We start from the raw sequence: 15,725 nt of genomic DNA on the forward strand, positions 1-15,725 counted from the left end.
TGTGAGCGCATTAGCGCGGATCTTCCTCACTCCATTCATCGCTATCTGAGAGTTCTCCCTGACTTGGAATACGCTTCTCTTCATCGGCCCACTCGCCAAGGTCGATCAACTGACAGCGTTTGCAGCAAAAAGGACGATACGGGCTTTGCTCGCCCCAAATAACGATTTTCCCGCAGGTTGGGCAATTAACCTGTATTTCAGTTGAATCCATATTCTCTCCTAAAACTTGCTTACTGTATGACAACACAGCCATAAGCATCAATAAGTGCAAAAGTTAACAACAGGCCAACTCAAAGTTTAAGCGTGCGGGTACAGTGCCATTCTCGCTATCCAGCGGTAGGAAACGTATCGCGTAGCGGGTTTTGTGGCCGGAAACCTGCGGATAAAGCTGATGTTCCATGGAAATTCGCAGTCGCAATAAATCAGCGCCGTCGGCATTATCCTGGAAGAATCCATTTAGGCTGATTTGGTTGCGCAACGGGCCAGACTGGCGAATTAAATCCAGAATCATGGTTAATGATTGATTCAGCGGAATTAACGTACCAAGTAATTCATTGGTATGCTGATTGCGTTGTTCCTGCGGCAGATGCAGCCAAATATGTAGCGTAGGCAGATCGAAACTACAACAACCGCCTGGAATACTGAGCCGTTGGCGAACCAGACTAATCATGCGATCTTCTTTCAGCGACTGTCCGATACGCGGTGCGGACATCAGCACTGATGCCCGGCTTTTCAGCTGAGCGCGTAATTCATCAATCAACGCCATATCGACACCGGGAACATCAGCCCAGGCCTGAAGTTTTTGCTGCTGACGCTCAAGTTCTTTGAGTAAATCAGTGCGAACTTCCCCCCTTTCAAGCACATCGATCAGATCGGATGCGGTGCGAAAAAACGTTAAGGCGCTGGCGATATTATCCAGATTTCGCTGACTTTCTAACTGTTGCAGCAAAAACTCAATACGAAGCCAGGTGCGCATTTTTTCATTCAGCGGGTGTTCAAAAAGTACAGTTGAGGTGAGATCACTCATCGGTGTAAATCCTGTTGGGTCACCGTCGCCAACCTTAAATACCGGTGATGAAGCGAGGCAACGAGCGGTGGGATCGTGGAAGGATCGCCGCTATTGTCGATAATGTCATCCGCACAGGCCAGACGCTGTTGCCGCGTGGCCTGCGAAGCTAAAATATGTTCTGCCTGCTGACGGCTGATACCGTCTCTTGCCATGGTGCGTCTAAGCTGAATCTCAGGGGTGACATCCACGACCAATACTCGGTTAGCTCTATGGCTCAGGTTATTTTCAACCAGTAAGGGGACAACCCAAAGTACATAAGCCGCTTTTGCAGCTGCGAGCTGACGCTGAGTTTCTTGCTGAATCAGTGGATGCAACAGCGCATTGAGCCAGTTTTTTTCCATCGGGTCGCTAAAAATCTTTTCCCGCAGCTTGGCTCTATTCAGGCTGCCGTCTGCCAGCAGGATAGTATATCCATAACGGGCTTTAATCTCATTTAACGCCGGCATTCCAGGCTCAACAATCTGTCGGGCAATGATATCCGCATCAACCAGCGGTACGCCGAGATCGGCAAAAGCATTAGCAACGGTACTTTTCCCACTACCAATTCCGCCTGTAAGAGCAACAATATAGGTCATTACATTGCCTTGCATACTGCCGTTGAATACCCGAATTGTAACTGAAAGCTGTGTGTAAGACATAGCGCGGATGCATTCGGATTTTGAATCTGTCTTTAATGCCTATTCTCTGGCCGAGGGAGTATTTTTTATATCAATATTGCTGATAGTTACGCTGCTCGGAATAGTGTAACCAGACGAACCAGTCAGGAAGGGAAAATGCATGGTTTTCAGGTAATTTGTGGGAGTGTAGCCTAAATAAAGTTAAATTCGCAGTCTTGCCGAAGAATTATTCCTGCGTATGATAGCTTCACTGGAAATGGCGTCTATTACGCCCGATCTCATCATGCGATCCATCGCCAATAACCAGGAAACCAAAGCCATGCGTATTGAAGAAGGTTTGAAATTAGGTTTTAAAGATGTCTTGATTCGACCTAAACGCTCCACGCTGAAAAGTCGCTCCGCAGTTGAGTTAGAGCGTCAGTTTACCTTCAAACATTCAGGCTATAAGTGGGCTGGTGTACCCATTATTGCAGCGAATATGGATACCGTCGGCACCTTCCGCATGGCTGAGGTTCTCTCCTCATTTGATGTTCTTACCGCAGTACATAAACACTATTCCGTTGAACAATGGGCCGATTTTGTTCGACGTGTGCCTGAATCGGTACTGCGTCACGTCATGGTTTCTACCGGTACATCTCAGGCAGATTTTGCCAAAATGAAGCAAATTCTGGCGCTTTCTCCTGCGCTGAAATTTATCTGTATTGATGTAGCCAATGGTTACTCTGAGCACTTTGTTGCTTTCCTGCAACAGGCTCGCGAAGCTTGCCCTGACAAAGTGATTTGCGCAGGTAATGTAGTCACAGGCGAAATGGTTGAAGAACTGATTCTGTCTGGCGCCGATATTGTAAAAGTAGGGATTGGCCCAGGTTCGGTTTGTACAACCCGAGTGAAAACTGGCGTGGGTTATCCGCAGCTTTCTGCCGTGATCGAATGTGCTGATGCTGCTCACGGTTTAGGTGGGCAAATCGTGAGTGACGGTGGTTGTTCCGTTCCTGGCGACGTTGCCAAAGCGTTCGGTGGCGGCGCAGACTTTGTTATGTTGGGCGGTATGTTAGCCGGTCACGACGAATGCGAAGGTAAAGTGGTTGAAGAAAACGGTGAGAAATTCATGCTGTTCTACGGTATGAGCTCTGAGTCAGCGATGAAACGTCACGTTGGCGGCGTAGCAGAATATCGTGCCGCCGAAGGTAAAACCGTGAAGCTGCCATTGCGTGGCTCAGTGGATAATACCGTTCGCGATATCATGGGCGGGCTGCGCTCTGCTTGTACTTATGTCGGTGCTTCTCATTTGAAAGAGCTGACCAAACGCACCACCTTTATCCGCGTTGCTGAGCAAGAAAACCGCGTATTTGGCAGTAACTGAGCTAAATAAACTTAATCGGTTTACGCTGAACGAGTGTTTTATATCGCTGATAGTGTGTGATTAATTGATTATTAAAGAAGGGACGCAAAATGATGCGTCCTTTTTTAATCTACTGCCAAACCCAAACCCAAACCCAAACCCAAACCCAAACCCAAACCCAAACCCAAACCCAAACCCAAACCCAAACCCAAACCCAAACCCAAACCCAAACCCAAACCTGGAACTTTTGTTAACTAATAATTCCCCCAAGTTGGAAAATGGGGAGGTACATAGCAATAACCAGTGTGCCAATCACTGCGCCGACGAACAGCATCAACATTGGCTCAAGCATTTGTGTCAACTTATCAGCCAGTTCCTCAGTTTGCTGCTGTTGCCAACCAGCAAGCTTTGTCAGCACGTTATCCAGTGAGCCAGATTCTTCCCCAATGCGTACTAACTGTTGGCAAAGTGGAGGGAAAAGAGGTTGGTGTGAAAGGGCATCACTCAGAGGTATTCCTTGATTAATTAGCTGATAAAAATGATTGATAATGGATTTGTAATGCAGATTATCAATGGAAGTAGCGGCTGCTTCCAGCCCATTAGCTAAGGTTAAACCTGCTTTCTGTGTGACAGATAAAGTGCGAAAAATTTGGCTGAGACAGTACCCTTTAACCAGTGGTGCTATCAGCGGGAGATGTAACAGCAAGAATTGCTCTCGTTGTTTCCACCGTGCGCTTACCCTTATTTTAGAGATGTAAACCAATACAATACCAATGATTGCCACGATAGAGTAAATACCGTAATTACCCAGTATTCCGGATAGATATAGCAGCCCTTGAGTCAGAGCGGGCAGTGGGGCGTCAAAAGTCTGATAGAGCCGCCCGAATTCTGGTAAAACAACAAGTAACATCAGGGCACTGACGGCGAAAGCAACCAGACAAACAAAGGCGGGGTATCTGAGTGTCTTAGCCACTTTTTTTTGCAGGTACTGGCGTTTTTCCTGTTGCTCGGCTAGCTGGAGACAGCATTTATCTATCTCACCTGTTAGTTCGCCTATGGCAATTAATTGCGCGTATATGGCTGGGAAAACGGATGGATAGGCGTTTATAGCCTCAGATAGCGCCTGCCCTTGAGACAGGCTTTCACTTACATCTCTTAGTAAACAGCGCCATATTGGCGTCTCGGCCTCTGCTGCCAACAATTGCAGACTATTTATTAACGGCAGTCCGGCTTGCAGAAGCGTAGCTAATTGGCGTGTGAAATTAAGCAGATGCTTCCCTTGATGTAGCCGAGAGCTTAGGCGTTTTATCATTCTGATACGGATAGGCTGCAGCCCCTGCTGTATTACTCTTTGGTAAATCACCGATTTTTCGCTAGCTAGAGACTCGCCGACGATCACCTTTCCTTCGCTATCTATGCCTTGCCAGATAAATAAACCGAGTGTCATTGCATTCCCCTTAATGGCGTCAGATTTCCGACAACTCGTGAGATTTCGGCGATACTGGTTATTCCCTGTTTAACCAACGCTAAGCCTGCGATGAGTAGTGAATGGGGCTCAGGGGGCGGCTGAGAATTTTTCAGGCCAGGAACAGGGGCTGCACTCATTAAATCCTGCTGATTTGACGGTGTCATTGCCCATGTGTCATAGATACCTATTCGGCCATAGTAACCGCTACTACAATGTTCGCAACCAGTGGCATACCAGTGATGTAAAGGCTTTGGGCACAAAATTGTGGGCAGAATGACTGGCTCGGGTGCTGCGCGTTTACAACGTTGACATAGACGGCGTACCAGGCGTTGGGCTATCACCAGTTTTAGGCAAGATGCGAGCAGATAATGACTGATTCCCATTTGAGTTAATCGGGCTAGCGTTTCATGCGTTGAATTGGTGTGCAAGGTCGAAAGCACTAAATGGCCTGTTAGTGCAGCCCTTACCGCAATATCGGCGGTTTCATTATCTCTGATCTCGCCGATCATAATGACATCCGGGTCCTGCCTGAGTAATGCACGTAACGCCTGAGAAAAGTCTAAATCTATTTTACTGTTGGTCTGGGTTTGATTAATGCCTTCAACGGGAATTTCGATCGGATCTTCGACACTGCATAAATTACGGTACTGCTGATTTAGGTGTTGTAGACAGCTATACAAGGTCACTGTTTTTCCGCTTCCGGTTGGCCCGGTAACCAAAATCAATCCTTGCGGTAAACTTAAGGCCTCAAGGATTGATTCCCGACTTTTTGGGGGAAGATCCAGCTCGTCCAATCGTTGCGGTATATTGGTATTCAGAATGCGTAGTACCACTTTTTCGCCGTATTGAGTTGGTAATGTGGCAATGCGCAGTGAGTAGTAATGATTATCAAGGCTAAGGCTAAACTGTCCATCTTGAGGTAAGCGCCGTTCCGCACTATTCAGCTTAGCCATTACTTTGAGACAGGCATTGATTCTATTAACCAAATTAGCCGGTGGGGATAGCGTTTGGTGCAAAATGCCATCAATACGTAACCGAATACGGTAATAGCGGCGATAAGGCTCGAAGTGAACATCAGACGCACGTTTTTGAATCGCCATGCGTAGCGTTTGATGAATGATGTTGATAATGGGCGCATCACTTTCATCATTAAGTGAAGTCACTTCCTTATTATCAAAAGCTTGAGTACGTGATTTGTCCGTATCAGGGAGGTATTTTATGGCCGCTTCTTCCGCGTGTTTTTTACTCTCGATATCTGGCTTAATCGAGCCGTTTAACTGCTGGATTAAATCAGGACTCAAATGATGAAGGTGGTGCTCAATTTTTGCCGCAGGCCATAGAGTCACTTCCACATTTAAACCGCAGGCAAAGCGTAATGCATTTATCTCCTCACTGGTTGGGTACTGCAACATGGCAAGAGTTAATGTATTTGGGCTGATTTCCAACGGTATCGCTCGATACTGCTGGCAAAGCCGGGATAACGCATCCCCGGCTCCTTTGTTATTGATTGAGCGGTTGCTATTCATCGTCGCTAGACGTCTCTTTAAGAGCAAATACCGACTTGCAGAGTTTACTTAGTTCGTCATGATTTCCTGTACATGCGCGTGTCCAGGCCAGGTTACCGGCGGCGCTTTTAGTTGGGGTTAATACAACGCTTAATCCATCCAGAGTCTCCTGCCCGGTCATAGAGATGACCCCTTTTGCAATGTTAATGGCTTTGACATAACGAGTAGGTTGGCCAGAGGGAATACCCTGACTACCAGCATTGCAGCCTAATAATGCCGAGTGTTCCATCGAGCAAACCTCTACGGCCATGCGGTAAGGAGCACTGGTTTGCAACATATCGGTTAGGGCCGCTTTCTGTATATAGCTTTGATAAGCAGGAATACCGATGCCGCCGAGAATGGCAATGATGACGATAGAAACCATGAGTTCAATGAGGGTAAAACCCTGTGAGTAATACATTTTCACACTCCTTGTGATGAAAGACGAGGTAAGGGTGCGGTTTTTTTTATCGCAGGGAAAGTGGGTTTGAATAGGACTGCGAAACGGATTGTGAGAATTTTTTAGTGTTGCAGTAATCAGCGGTTTTTTTTCGGCAGAGGCCGCAAAAAAGAGCTCATTGTTACCTGAGCTCTTTTCCTGGCTGAAACAAATCTGTTAGCGTTATTGAAAACGCATCGAGAGGTCTAAGGCGGTAACGTGTTTAGTCAGTGCGCCGACAGAAATAAAATCGATTCCTGTTTCGGCATAGCTACGAAGTGTCTCGAGTGTGACATTACCTGAGACCTCCAACTGAGCGCGACCTGCGTTGAGGGATACGGCATCACGCATCATAGGAATGGTGAAGTTATCAAGCATCACGATATCGGCTCCGGCATCCAGAGCCTGCTTTAATTCATCTAAAGATTCCACTTCGACTTCAATTGGGACATCGGGGTGGATCCAAAATGCTTTACTCACGGCTTCTTTAATCGAACCGGCGGCAATAATGTGGTTTTCTTTAATTAAAAAGGCATCAGTCAACCCAAGACGATGATTGCTGCCACCTCCGCATAACACTGCGTATTTTAATGCGGTTCGTAAGCCAGGTAGTGTTTTACGAGTATCCAGGAGTTGGGTATGCAACCCTTGGAGTAAAGCAACATAGCGGCTGACTTCGGTGGCTACGCCGGATAGCGTCTGTACAAAATTTAATGCGGTACGTTCGCCAGTGAGCAAGATGCGAGCAGGGCCGGAAAGGTGGCACAACGTTTGGTTGGCGGTGAGCGCGTCACCGTCTGCCACCAGCCACTCGACTTCAACTTTACCGCCGAGCTGGATAAAGACTTCGTTCAGCCAGCGTTGCCCGCAGAAAACGCCGGCTTCGCGAGTGATAATAGTCGCGGAGGCTTGTTTATCTGCGGGGAGCAGTTGGGCCGTCAGGTCGCGATCGGCATTGACCTCACCGCCTAGATCTTCACTCAGTGCCAAGGCAACTGAAAAGGGAATATCGCTTTGAATTCGCTCTAATAACGCGGTGCGGCGACTGTCGGCACTGTAGCTACGTGTCGGCATAGAAAACTCCGAAATGGCGGATAGATAATAGTTCAAACATGCTACTCTGTTGCTGGCGTCAGTGCTACTACAGAGCCGTTTTAGAATGAGGGTTGAGGTGACAAATGCAGTTAGAGAATGGCTGGATTGTTGGGGTTAAGCGGGTGGTTTCTCCTCATTTTGATCTCAGACCTGAAGATGAGGCTCCCTCTCTTTTGGTCATTCATAATATCAGTTTGCCGCCGGGTGAATTTGGTGGACCTTATATCGACCATCTGTTTACCGGAACTTTGAATGCGGATGAACATCCTTATTTTGCTGATATTGTGCACTTGCGAGTATCGGCGCATTGCCTGATTCGTCGCGATGGTGAAATTATCCAATACGTGCCTTTTGATAAGCGAGCCTGGCATGCCGGTGTATCTCAATTTGACGGGCGTGAGCGGTGTAACGATTTTTCCATTGGTATCGAGTTGGAGGGAACGGATGTGCTACCGTTTACCGATGCGCAATATCAAAGTCTGAAAAAAATCAGTGCGTTGTTGCTATCCCATTATCCCATTACCCTAGAGCGGATAACCGGGCATAGTGATATAGCTCCCGGCCGAAAAACCGATCCGGGGCCAGCATTTGACTGGGCGCTTTATCGACAAAGTTTGACTCCATTATTGGAGTGATTTTGCAGCAATAGAGGTCATGATAGCGGAGGCGAGGATTCCGTCATTTTTACCTTTTTTGTGATAACCGCTGCCGGGAGGCATGGTGCCTGAAGGTTCGGGCTGGTGGAATGTAGAGGGAGACAGGGAATCAATGACGCTTTTTACGCTATTGCTGGTACTGGCCTGGGAACGTTTGTTCAAATTAGGCGAACATTGGCAGCTGGACCACCGGTTGGACACTATTTTTAGTCGGTTGCATCGATACTCGTTGCTGCAAACGCTCGGTCTGGCCATTTTGTGTATGGCCATTGTCGGTTTGATGTTGCAGTTGGTTCAGGACTATCTGTTCGGCTTGCCGCGGCTGTTACTGTGGATTGTTATCTGCCTGTTGTGCATCGGCGCTGGTGGTATAAGAAAACACTATCGTGCTTATCTGAAGGCCGCTCGACAAGGGGATGCCAATGCCAGTCTGCAAATGGCGGAAGAGCTGGCATTAATCCATGGATTGCCTGCGGACTGTGGCGAAAAGGACCGACTACAAGAGTTACAGAATGCGTTGTTATGGATTAATTTCCGCTACTATCTGGCTCCCTTGTTCTGGCTGGTGGTTTGTGGTTTTTATGGCCCGGTAGCTATTACGGGCTACGCGATGTTACGCGGATACCAAACCTGGCTGGCGCGTCACCGAAACCCTTTGCAGCGCTCTCAGTCAGGCATTGACCGTGTTTTACACTGGATTGACTGGGTTCCCGTCCGGTTGGTTGGCGTGGCATACGCACTGCTTGGTCACGGCGAGCGTGCTTTGCCAGCGTGGTTTGCCTCTTTGGGGGACTTGCATTCCCCGCAGTATCAGGTGCTCACCCGTTTAGCTCAGTATTCTCTGGCTAGAGAACCGCATCTTGACCCAGTACAAACGCCACGCGCGGCGGTATCTTTGGCGCGGAAAGTCACGTTGACGATTATAATTGTCGTAGCTTTGCTCACGATCTATGGTGCACTGGTATAGCGGGCATTAGAGGCATTCTCGATAAAAATGACTGCTATCTGACAAGGTAGCTTTGTAAATAAAACATCGGATTGGCAGCAAGAGCCCATCAAAATAAGTGTATGTCGGCTTCGTTGGTTTTGTAACAGGAAACAATGAAATACTGAGAATTCAACGGGTTTATTACGGAGTTTAGAGTGTATTAGCGCTAGCTTTCAGTTATTAATGGGGAGTATTAAGTGAACAAGGCAAGCGAAATACAGGCAGGGAATTGTCGGATTGAGGCGGTTGAGCCTGATGGTTTTTTGCTCCTGATTTCCCCTACACATTAGTTCGCTTTCGGCTTGGGTAATACCAGACACTCATGGCCGTGGAATGGGTAAAGATGTCACCGCAGCGGGAGTTTTAAGCTCCTTTATAATACGGTGATTTCCGCGGTAATTGGCTGATTTTCTCTGGTGTTGCGAGAGAGGTTAGGCGTAATTTCTCATGTGAAAACAATCGTTAATCGTTAATCGCTAATCGCTAATCGCTAATCGCTAATCGTTAATCGCTAATCGCTAATCGCTAATCGCTAATCGCTAATCGCTAATCGCTAATCGCTAATCGCTAATCGCTAATCGCTAATCGCTAATCGCTAATCGCTAATCGCTAATCGCTAATCGCTAATCGCTAATCACTAATCACTAATCACTAATCACTAATCACTAAGCACCAGTCACTAAGCAAATGACTTTCGATGAAGCTCAGTAAGCGGCTTTATTGCTCTATGAGCAATTAAAAAAACAGACCCACAGTATGAATGCGGGCCTGAAGGTTGGTGCTTATCGCTATAAATCAGATGCCGCACAGCGACGAGCGATTAAGATTTATTCTGCTTAACTCGGTTTTTCAGCATATAACCAACCGCTAGCACGACGACCCAGACGGGGATAAGCAAGACAGAAATCTGAATGCCCGGTGTCAGGTACATGATAACCAAAATGCCCGCCAGGAAAGTTAGGCATAGGTAGTTGCTGAAGGGATACCAGAAGGCTTTAAACTTAGGCTCAATTCCTTGGCGGTTTTTCGCTGCACGGAATTTTAAGTGAGCAAGGCTAATCATTGCCCAGTTGATCACCAGCGCTGAAACCACTAACGCCATCAGTAATTCAAATGCCCGTCCGGGAATCAGATAGTTAATCAATACGCAGAATGCAGTCGCAAAGGCTGAAACAGCAATAGCAATGACCGGTACGCCGCGACCATCTACTTTTAATAAAGCTTTCGGACCGTTCCCTTGCTTGGCTAGACCAAACAGCATACGGCTGTTGCAGTAAACGCAGCTGTTGTACACCGACAACGCGGCGGTAAGCACCACGATATTCAGCACGGTAGCGACAATATTACTGTCCAAAGCATGGAAAATTAGTACGAAGGGACTGCCGCCCTCAACCACTTTTCCCCAAGGATAAAGTGAGAGCAATACTGCAAGTGAACCGATATAAAACAGCAAGATACGATAGATAACCTGATTGGTTGCCTTAGGGATGCTGCGCGCGGGATCTTCTGCTTCTGCCGCAGTGATGCCGACCAGTTCAAGGCCGCCGAAGGAGAACATAATCACCGCCATAGCCATGACTAACCCAATGAAACCATTAGGGAAGAAGCCACCCTGAGCCCACAGGTTGGTGACCGTCGCTTCTGGGCCACCCTGTCCGCTCAACAACAAATAGCCACCGAATACAATCATCCCGATGATAGCTACCACTTTAATGATGGCAAACCAGAATTCCATTTCGCCATACACTTTAACGTTAGCCAAATTGATAGCGTTGATAGCGAGGAAGAATACTGCTGCGGAAACCCAGGTCGGGATTTCCGGCCACCAGTATTGGACGTAAATCCCCACGGCGGTCAGTTCGGCCATCGCGACCAAAACGTAAAGTACCCAATAATTCCAGCCAGAGGCGAAACCGGCGAAGTTGCCCCAATATTTATAGGCAAAATGGCTAAATGAACCTGCGACCGGTTCTTCAACGACCATTTCACCCAGTTGGCGCATGATCAGAAAAGCGATAAAGCCGCCGATGGCGTATCCCAGCAGCACTGAAGGGCCTGCCATTTTTATGGTTTGTGCAATACCGAGAAAAAGCCCTGTGCCAATTGCGCCGCCCAAGGCGATTAGCTGGATATGGCGGTTTTTTAGACCCCGCTTTAGCTCCGCGCCTTCTTGTTGAACACTCATCGTTGCATCCTCTGTCTTTGTGGCTAATGCCTAAATCGCTATTTGTGGTGTTGTGTAATCTTGAAATGCCGTTGTCTGTATTGTTTTATTTACGGGTGTTCATTTTGATAATAGTGCCAATGACTACCCATTACGTGAGAATAGTGGTATGCGAGAATTATTGCATCTGCTTTTTCAATGGATCACTCGTATTTTATGCATTTAAGAAATGCTAAGGCCGGTGACTATTCAGGGGGCTTCAGAAATGGCGAGGGAGAAACGGCGGTTTTATAGACATTCTTCGGTGAAATGAGAATTTATAAAATGGTCAAACCAGTTTTCAGGGGCTCATATTCTCGGTAATAAAATAAAGAGTGTTATCGGCGAATTTAAATTCATTTTTATTGATTTAATAATCACAAATGCCTCAACTATAACGCTTCAGCTTGCCTAATTATCCTTTTCATAATCGTTACAATTTTTCGGGGGTGAGTAATGGTATTACCACCGATAGGTTACCACTTTGCGGCATAACATTAGTGAAGTTGTTAAAATGTGCTGGCTTTCATGATTTCGGTCAATGTCCGTATGGACAGCTAGTGAATACTTTGTTACTTTATCGTCACGTTTTTGAAATTGGTATTACCAATTGACTCGGCGCCATTCGCAGAGACGAATTCACTCAATACGGCTTACAGCGCGACTCACATAAATTATGGCCTACAACAAAATACGCCAACCCAAATTATCAGATGTTATCGAGCAGCAGCTTGAGTACCTGATCTTGGAAGGGACACTACGTCCGGGCGAGAAATTACCGCCTGAGCGCGAGCTGGCGAAGCAATTTGATGTTTCCCGACCTTCCTTGAGAGAAGCCATTCAGCGACTCGAGGCCAAAGGCCTTCTGCTGCGTCGCCAGGGAGGCGGTACTTTCGTCCAGACGAACCTGTGGCAAAGCTTTAGTGACCCGCTGGCAGAATTGCTGGCCGACCATCCTGAATCACAATTCGATTTGCTGGAAACACGTCATGCCCTCGAAGGTATTGCCGCGTATTACGCGGCTTTACGCGGTACAGATGAAGATCTGCAATGTATTCGTGAATGTCATACTGCGATTCAACAGGCGCAAGACAGCGGTGATTTAGACGCTGAAGCTGATGCGGTTATGCAGTATCAGGTGGCTGTTACAGAAGCGGCTCATAATGTGGTGTTGTTACATTTACTGCGTTGCATGGGCCCGATGTTAGAACAGAATGTTAAACAGAACTTCGAATTGCTTTACTCGCGCCGCGAAATGTTGGCAACGGTAAGCAGTCACCGCGCCGGGATATTCGAGGCGATTGTGGCCCGCGAGCCGGAAAAAGCGCGCGAAGCCTCACACCGCCACTTGGCGTTTATTGAGGAAATCTTGCTGGATCTTAGTCGTGAGAACAGTCGCCGTGAGCGATCGCTCCGACGCCTCCAGCAACGCAAGGATTAAGGGCTTCTCCCTGTCGGGATGGGTTCTAAGTGCTTATTTTGAGCACTAAAAGCGGCAACTAAACTGATGAGCCTATCTTCCGGTGCTTTCACCAGGGCGCGTGTTTTAACCTGGTTTAATCACTCTGGTTAAAACACAGGAAGATAGGCTCCAAATAAACCATTAGAGACAGATAAGGAATACCACCATGTCAGAACGTTTAATTAATGACGTGGATCCGATCGAAACCCGTGACTGGCTACAGGCGATTGAATCGGTTATCCGTGAAGAAGGTGTTGAGCGCGCTCAGTATCTGATTGATCAGGTTTTGGGCGAAGCCCGTAAAGGCGGCGTAAGCGTGGCTGCTGGTTCTGAGAACCGCAACTATGTTAACTCCATCGCAGTAGAAGACGAACCAGCCTACCCTGGCAACCTGGATCTGGAGCGTCGTATTCGCTCTGCAATCCGTTGGAACGCCGTGATGACCGTGCTGCGCGCGTCTAAAAAAGATCTGGATCTGGGCGGCCACATGGCTTCCTTCCAGTCTTCTGCAACCTTCTACGAAGTTTGCTTCAACCACTTCTTCCGTGCGCGTAACCAAAAAGACGGCGGCGATCTGGTTTACTTCCAGGGGCATATCTCCCCAGGCGTTTACGCTCGTGCCTTCCTGGAAGGTCGACTGACCCAAGAACAGATGGACAACTTCCGTCAAGAAGTTCACGGCAAAGGTCTGTCTTCTTACCCGCATCCTAAACTGATGCCTGAATTCTGGCAGTTCCCGACCGTTTCTATGGGTCTGGGTCCAATTAGCGCCATTTATCAAGCTAAGTTCCTGAAATACCTGTCTCACCGTGGTTTGAAAGATACCTCAGCACAAACCGTTTACGCCTTCCTGGGTGATGGCGAGATGGATGAGCCGGAATCCAAAGGTGCGATCACCATCGCTACCCGTGAGAAACTGGACAACCTGGTCTTCGTTATCAACTGTAACTTGCAGCGCCTTGATGGCCCAGTTACCGGTAACGGCAAAATCATCAACGAACTGGAAGGCATCTTTAGCGGTGCTGGCTGGCAGGTACTGAAAGTTATCTGGGGCGGTCGTTGGGATGAGCTGCTGCGTAAAGATACCAGCGGTAAACTGATTCAGCTGATGAACGAAACGCTGGATGGCGACTACCAGACCTTCAAATCCAAAGACGGCGCTTATGTCCGTGAACACTTCTTCGGTCGTTTCCCAGAAACTGCTGCATTAGTGAAAGACATGACCGATGACGAAATCTGGGCGCTGAACCGTGGCGGCCACGATCCGAAGAAAGTCTTTGCAGCACTGAAAAAAGCGCAAGATACCAAAGGCAAACCAACTGTAATCCTGGCTCATACCATTAAAGGTTACGGCATGGGTGAAACGGCTGAAGGCAAGAACATCGCTCACCAGGTGAAGAAAATGAACATGGACGGTGTTCGTCACTTCCGTGATCGTTTCAATGTGCCAGTTGCTGATTCAGAAATCGAAAAACTGCCATACATCACCTTCGAGAAAGATTCCGAAGAGTACAAGTATCTGCACGAACGTCGTCAGGCGCTGGAAGGCTACGTGCCAAGCCGTCTGCCTAACTTCACCCAGAAACTGGAAATGCCAGCTCTGGAAGATTTCAGCTCCTTGCTGGAAGAGCAGAACAAAGAAATCTCTACCACTATCGCTTTCGTTCGTGCCTTGAACGTGATGCTGAAGAACAAATCGATCAAAGATCGTATCGTTCCTATCATCGCTGATGAAGCGCGTACATTCGGTATGGAAGGTCTGTTCCGTCAGATCGGTATTTACAGCCCTAACGGTCAGCAGTACACCCCGCAAGACCGCGAGCAGGTTGCATACTACAAAGAAGACGAGAAAGGTCAGATCCTGCAAGAAGGTATCAACGAACTGGGCGCCGCTTCTTCATGGTTGGCCGCAGCGACTTCTTACAGCACCAACGATTTGCCAATGATTCCGTTCTACATCTACTACTCCATGTTCGGTTTCCAACGTATTGGCGATCTGTGCTGGGCAGCGGGTGACCAACAGGCGCGTGGCTTCCTGATCGGCGGTACTTCAGGTCGTACGACTCTGAACGGTGAAGGTTTACAGCACGAAGATGGCCACAGCCATATTCAGTCACTGACTATCCCTAACTGTATTTCTTACGATCCGGCTTATGCTTATGAAGTAGCCGTTATCATGCATGACGGCCTGGTACGTATGTACGGCGACGCTCAGGAAAATGTTTACTACTACCTGACTACGCTGAACGAAAACTACCATATGCCAGCTATGCCACAGGGCGCAGAAGAAGGTATCCGTAAAGGTATCTACAAACTGGAAACTCTGGCCGGCGAGAAAGGCAAGGTTCAGTTGATGGGTTCAGGCGCTATCCTGCGTCACGTTCGCGAAGCTGCACAGATTCTGTCTGAACAGTATGGCGTTGGTTCTGATGTGTACAGCGTTACTTCCTTCACCGAACTGGCTCGTGATGGTCAGGACTGTGAGCGTTGGAACATGCTGCACCCAACCGAAACTCCACGCGTACCTTACGTAGCTCAGGTAATGAACGAAGCGCCAGCGGTTGCTTCTACTGACTACATGAAGCTGTTCGCTGAACAGATTCGTAACTTTATTCCTGCCAGCGAGTTCCGCGTACTGGGTACAGATGGTTTCGGCCGTTCTGACAGCCGCGAGAACCTGCGTCACCACTTCGAAGTTGATTCTTCTTATGTTGTGGTTGCAGCACTGGGTGAATTGGCTAAACGCGGTGACATCGACACCAGCGTAGTTGCAGAAGCAATTACTAAGTTTGGTATCGACGCCGATAAAGTTAACCCGCGTCTGGCATAAGAGGTAAAGAAC

At 47.9% G+C, this 15,725-nt stretch carries 14 protein-coding genes; 6 read left to right on the forward strand and 8 right to left on the reverse strand.

Going from position 1 to position 15,725, the window contains the following annotated elements:
- Positions 1 to 10: 10 nt before the first annotated feature.
- From yacG to coaE, 3 genes are all read right to left on the reverse strand, one after another.
- The gene (gene yacG / locus ACQ4OC_RS07840; RefSeq protein ID WP_064516434.1) at positions 11 to 211 is read right to left on the reverse strand and encodes a DNA gyrase inhibitor YacG; all 201 of its coding nucleotides are present in this window, start codon (positions 209 to 211) and stop codon (positions 11 to 13) included.
- 63 nt (positions 212 to 274) lie between these two features.
- Positions 275 to 1,027 carry a cell division protein ZapD gene (gene zapD, locus ACQ4OC_RS07845; RefSeq protein ID WP_064516435.1) on the reverse strand — a complete coding sequence of 251 codons (753 nt, stop codon included), beginning with the start codon at positions 1,025 to 1,027 and terminating at the stop codon, positions 275 to 277.
- On the reverse strand, positions 1,024 to 1,644 hold the full coding sequence (gene coaE, locus ACQ4OC_RS07850) for a dephospho-CoA kinase (RefSeq protein ID WP_120805238.1): 621 nt from the start codon (positions 1,642 to 1,644) through the stop codon (positions 1,024 to 1,026). Before coaE ends, zapD begins: the two co-directional genes overlap by 4 nt.
- Positions 1,645 to 2,005: 361 nt before the next feature.
- Between coaE and ACQ4OC_RS07855 the strand changes: the two genes are divergently transcribed.
- Complete coding sequence (locus ACQ4OC_RS07855; protein WP_064518448.1) at positions 2,006 to 3,049, forward strand: GMP reductase; 1,044 nt, start codon at positions 2,006 to 2,008, stop codon at positions 3,047 to 3,049.
- An 89-nt stretch (positions 3,050 to 3,138) separates the two neighbouring features.
- Complete coding sequence (locus ACQ4OC_RS07860; RefSeq protein ID WP_430971064.1) at positions 3,139 to 3,282, forward strand: hypothetical protein; 144 nt, start codon at positions 3,139 to 3,141, stop codon at positions 3,280 to 3,282.
- Here ACQ4OC_RS07860 and hofC read toward each other — a convergent pair.
- The 4 genes from hofC to nadC all read right to left on the reverse strand — a co-directional run bounded on the left by hofC (position 3,279) and on the right by nadC (position 7,553).
- On the reverse strand, positions 3,279 to 4,475 hold the full coding sequence (gene hofC / locus ACQ4OC_RS07865; protein ID WP_064516438.1) for a protein transport protein HofC: 1,197 nt from the start codon (positions 4,473 to 4,475) through the stop codon (positions 3,279 to 3,281). The genes ACQ4OC_RS07860 and hofC overlap by 4 nt on opposite strands.
- Complete coding sequence (gene gspE / locus ACQ4OC_RS07870) at positions 4,472 to 6,022, reverse strand: type II secretion system protein GspE (protein WP_064516440.1); 1,551 nt, start codon at positions 6,020 to 6,022, stop codon at positions 4,472 to 4,474. Before gspE ends, hofC begins: the two co-directional genes overlap by 4 nt.
- The gene (ppdD, locus tag ACQ4OC_RS07875; protein WP_064516442.1) at positions 6,015 to 6,461 is read right to left on the reverse strand and encodes a prepilin peptidase-dependent pilin; all 447 of its coding nucleotides are present in this window, start codon (positions 6,459 to 6,461) and stop codon (positions 6,015 to 6,017) included. The genes gspE and ppdD overlap by 8 nt, the downstream gene beginning before the upstream one ends.
- A gap of 201 nt (positions 6,462 to 6,662) precedes the next feature.
- On the reverse strand, positions 6,663 to 7,553 hold the full coding sequence (gene nadC / locus ACQ4OC_RS07880; RefSeq protein WP_064516444.1) for a carboxylating nicotinate-nucleotide diphosphorylase: 891 nt from the start codon (positions 7,551 to 7,553) through the stop codon (positions 6,663 to 6,665).
- A gap of 104 nt (positions 7,554 to 7,657) precedes the next feature.
- Between nadC and ampD the strand changes: the two genes are divergently transcribed.
- Both ampD and ampE read left to right on the forward strand, forming a co-directional pair.
- On the forward strand, positions 7,658 to 8,209 hold the full coding sequence (gene ampD / locus ACQ4OC_RS07885; RefSeq protein ID WP_064516446.1) for a 1,6-anhydro-N-acetylmuramyl-L-alanine amidase AmpD: 552 nt from the start codon (positions 7,658 to 7,660) through the stop codon (positions 8,207 to 8,209).
- Positions 8,210 to 8,342: 133 nt separating this feature from the next.
- A complete protein-coding gene (ampE, locus tag ACQ4OC_RS07890; RefSeq protein ID WP_064516448.1) occupies positions 8,343 to 9,197 on the forward strand; it encodes a beta-lactamase regulator AmpE in 855 nt (284 codons plus the stop codon).
- An 841-nt stretch (positions 9,198 to 10,038) separates the two neighbouring features.
- Here ampE and ACQ4OC_RS07895 read toward each other — a convergent pair.
- The gene (locus ACQ4OC_RS07895; RefSeq protein ID WP_064516450.1) at positions 10,039 to 11,403 is read right to left on the reverse strand and encodes an amino acid permease; all 1,365 of its coding nucleotides are present in this window, start codon (positions 11,401 to 11,403) and stop codon (positions 10,039 to 10,041) included.
- A 694-nt stretch (positions 11,404 to 12,097) separates the two neighbouring features.
- Between ACQ4OC_RS07895 and pdhR the strand changes: the two genes are divergently transcribed.
- Entirely contained in the window at positions 12,098 to 12,862 is a 765-nt protein-coding gene (gene pdhR, locus ACQ4OC_RS07900) for a pyruvate dehydrogenase complex transcriptional repressor PdhR (RefSeq protein WP_049598752.1), read from the forward strand.
- Positions 12,863 to 13,049: 187 nt separating this feature from the next.
- Positions 13,050 to 15,713 carry a pyruvate dehydrogenase (acetyl-transferring), homodimeric type gene (gene aceE, locus ACQ4OC_RS07905; protein ID WP_064516451.1) on the forward strand — a complete coding sequence of 888 codons (2,664 nt, stop codon included), beginning with the start codon at positions 13,050 to 13,052 and terminating at the stop codon, positions 15,711 to 15,713.
- The last annotated feature ends 12 nt before the right edge of the window (positions 15,714 to 15,725 follow it).

Origin of the sequence: Yersinia sp. J1, from assembly GCF_050586585.1 — a bacterium.
In the GTDB taxonomy this organism is placed as follows: domain Bacteria; phylum Pseudomonadota; class Gammaproteobacteria; order Enterobacterales; family Enterobacteriaceae; genus Yersinia; species Yersinia entomophaga.